Raw genomic sequence first — 3,054 nt, 5'->3', positions numbered from 1 at the left:
AGTCGCAATCTGCATTACTGACACTCCGCATTCGCGAGCAAGCCCGCTCCCACAGGGGATTTGCAGCGTTTGGGCGGGCGGATTACACCAGGATAGAGGTCCCGGTCATTTCCGCCGGCTTTTCCAGCCCCAGCAGTTTCAGCATGGTCGGTGCCACGTCCGCCAATACGCCGCCTTCACGGACCTTGAGGTCACGCTTGCCGACATAGATGAACGGTACCGGCTCGGTGGTGTGGGCGGTGTGGGCCTGGCCGGTGGTTTCGTCGGACATCTGCTCGACGTTGCCGTGGTCGGCGGTGATCAGGGCTTCGCCGCCGACTTTCTCCAGCGCGTCAACGATGCGGCCGACGCAGGTGTCCAGGCATTCGACCGCCTTCACTGCCGCGTCGAACACGCCGCTGTGGCCAACCATGTCGCCGTTGGCGTAGTTGACCACGATCACGTCGTAACGCTGGTTTTCGATGGCGTCGACGATGCGGTCGGTGACTTCCGGTGCGCTCATTTCCGGCTGCAGGTCGTAGGTGGCGACTTTCGGCGACGGGATCAGGATGCGCTCTTCGCCCGGGAACGGCTCTTCGCGACCGCCGGAGAAGAAGAAGGTGACGTGGGCGTATTTCTCGGTTTCGGCAATGCGCAGCTGGGTCTTGCCGTTTTTCGCCAGGTAATCACCCAGCACGTTTTCCAGGCTGCCGGGCGCGAAAGCCGAGGGAGCAGGGATGCTGGCGGCGTATTGGGTCAGCATCACGAAGCCGGCCAGTTTCGGCTGACGGCTGCGCTCGAACTCCTTGAAATCGTCTTCGACGAACACGCGGGACAGTTCGCGGGCGCGGTCGGCGCGGAAGTTCATGAAGATAACGGCGTCGCCGTCTTCGACTTTTACCGGCTCGCCGATGGAGGTGGCTTTGACGAATTCGTCGCTTTCGCCACGATCGTAAGCCGCTTGCAGGCCTTCCTGAGCGGTGGCGGCGTTGAATTCGCCCTGGCCGTCGACGATCAGGTTGTAAGCCTGGGCCACGCGATCCCAACGGTTGTCACGGTCCATCGCGAAGTAACGGCCGATCAGGCTGGCGATGCGGCCCTTGCCCAGAGCCTGGAAGGTCGCGTCGAGCAGTTCGATCGACGATTGCGCGCTTTTTGGCGGCGTATCGCGACCGTCCAGGAAAGCATGCAGGTAGATGTTCTGGGCGCCGCGCTTGGCAGCCAGTTCGGCCATGGCGACCAGGTGATCCTGGTGGCTGTGCACGCCGCCATCGGACAGCAAGCCCATGAAGTGCACCGCTTTGCCCGCTGCAACGGCCTTGTCCACGGCGGCGCAGATGGTCGGGTTCTCGAAAAATTCGCCATCGCGGATCGATTTGGTCACGCGAGTGAAGTCCTGGTACACCACGCGGCCTGCACCGAGGTTCATGTGACCGACTTCGGAGTTGCCCATCTGGCCGTCCGGCAGGCCGACGTCCATGCCGCTGCCCGAGATCAGGCCGTTCGGCACGGTGGCCCACAAACGGTCGAGTACCGGCTTCTTCGCCGCGAACACCGCGTTGGAGTCAGGGCTGTCGCTGTGACCGAAGCCGTCGAGAATCATCAGGACCAAAGGTTTAGGCGTGGTAGTCATGGAATCCACTCTGGCTTAAGTTAAAAAGGGCGATGGGAAAATGGGAGTGGCAGTTTAAAGCGAAGTTCCGGCCACGTCACCGCCGGACGGGGTTTGGCCCACCTTGGGGGCTGTGTATACTGGCCGACATTTTAATGCCCTGGAACCTCCTTCGATGGTTGCTCACCTGATTGAATTCGCCACCAACCACTACATTCTTGTCGGTATCTTCGTCGTACTGCTGGCTCTGCTGATTGCCTATCAGATGCAAGGCGGCGGCCGCAGCCTGAGCACCGGCGAACTGACCGGGCTGGTCAACAAGGACGCCGGCGTTGTAATCGACATCCGTCCGAGCAAGGACTTCGCCGCCGGTCACATTGTTGGCGCGGTCAACATTCCTCACGACAAACTGGCTGCACGCGTGGGTGAGCTGGAAAAGCACAAGTCCAAGACCATCATCCTGGTCGATGCCATGGGCCAGACCGCCGGCACCCACGCTCGCGAACTGGTGAAGGCCGGTTTCACCGCCGCCAAGCTGTCCGGTGGCGTTTCCAGCTGGAAAGCCGACAATTTGCCGCTGGTGAAGTGACATGAGCCACGTCGTCATCTACTCCAGCGATTACTGCGGCTACTGCTCGCGAGCAAAATTTCTGCTCGAGAACAAAGGCGTGGCCTTCGAGGAGATCAAGGTCGATGGCAAGCCTCAGGTGCGCGCCGCCATGGCTCAGAAAGCGGGACGCACGTCCGTGCCGCAGATCTGGATCGGTGAGCGCCACATCGGTGGCTGTGATGATTTGTTTGCCCTGGAGCGCAGCGGCAAGCTCGATGCGCTGCTCAAGGCCTGAATTTCCTACCCAATAAAAGAACCAAGATCAGAAAGGATCTGAGATGACTGACCAACAGAACACTGCAGCTAACGAAGAAGAATCCGCACCGCAATTCTCCTTGCAGCGCATCTACGTACGTGACCTGTCCTTCGAAGCCCCGAAAAGCCCGGCGATCTTCCGCCAGCAGTGGGAGCCGAGCGTCGGTCTGGATCTGAACACCCGTCAGAAGGCACTGGAAAACGATTTCCACGAAGTCGTGCTGACCCTGTCGGTCACCGTGAAGAACGGTGAAGAAGTGGCGTTCATCGCCGAAGTGCAACAGGCCGGTATCTTCCTGATCAAGAACCTGGACGCCGCTTCGATGAGCCACACCCTGGGCGCGTTCTGCCCGAACATCCTGTTCCCGTACGCTCGCGAAGCGCTGGACAGCCTGGTGACCCGTGGCTCGTTCCCGGCGCTGATGCTGGCTCCGGTGAACTTCGATGCGCTGTACGCGCAAGAGCTGCAGCGCATGCAGGAAGCTGGCGAGACGCCGACTGTTCAATAAGCAGTCCTGAGCGTCGCAGCAAGTCCAATGTGGGAGCGGGCTTGCTCGCGAAAGCGGTGTGTCAGTTAACGTTGATGTCGACTGACACG

Annotated in this window: 4 protein-coding genes; 3 read left to right on the top strand and 1 reads right to left on the bottom strand. The window is 60.6% G+C overall.

Annotated elements, in window-relative coordinates; translation table 11 throughout:
• Positions 1-82: 82 nt before the first annotated feature.
• Entirely contained in the window at positions 83-1,612 is a 1,530-nt protein-coding gene (gene gpmI, locus ACW9JE_RS29905) for a 2,3-bisphosphoglycerate-independent phosphoglycerate mutase (RefSeq protein ID WP_457434807.1), read from the bottom strand.
• 154 nt (positions 1,613-1,766) lie between these two features.
• On the opposite strand from gpmI, the gene ACW9JE_RS29900 reads away from it, so the two are divergent.
• The 3 genes from ACW9JE_RS29900 to secB are packed head-to-tail and all read left to right on the top strand — an operon-like array spanning position 1,767 to position 2,965.
• Positions 1,767-2,180, top strand: a complete 414-nt coding sequence (locus tag ACW9JE_RS29900; RefSeq protein ID WP_224540554.1) for a rhodanese-like domain-containing protein — start codon at positions 1,767-1,769, stop codon at positions 2,178-2,180.
• Between the two features lies 1 nt (position 2,181).
• The gene (grxC, locus tag ACW9JE_RS29895) at positions 2,182-2,436 is read left to right on the top strand and encodes a glutaredoxin 3 (protein WP_224540555.1); all 255 of its coding nucleotides are present in this window, start codon (positions 2,182-2,184) and stop codon (positions 2,434-2,436) included.
• A gap of 43 nt (positions 2,437-2,479) precedes the next feature.
• A complete protein-coding gene (gene secB / locus ACW9JE_RS29890) occupies positions 2,480-2,965 on the top strand; it encodes a protein-export chaperone SecB (RefSeq protein WP_224540557.1) in 486 nt (161 codons plus the stop codon).
• Positions 2,966-3,054: the final 89 nt, after the last annotated feature.

The sequence above is a fragment of the Pseudomonas sp. SDO55104_S430 genome, assembly GCF_054070595.1.
This window is presented reverse-complemented; position numbering and strand designations above follow the sequence as displayed.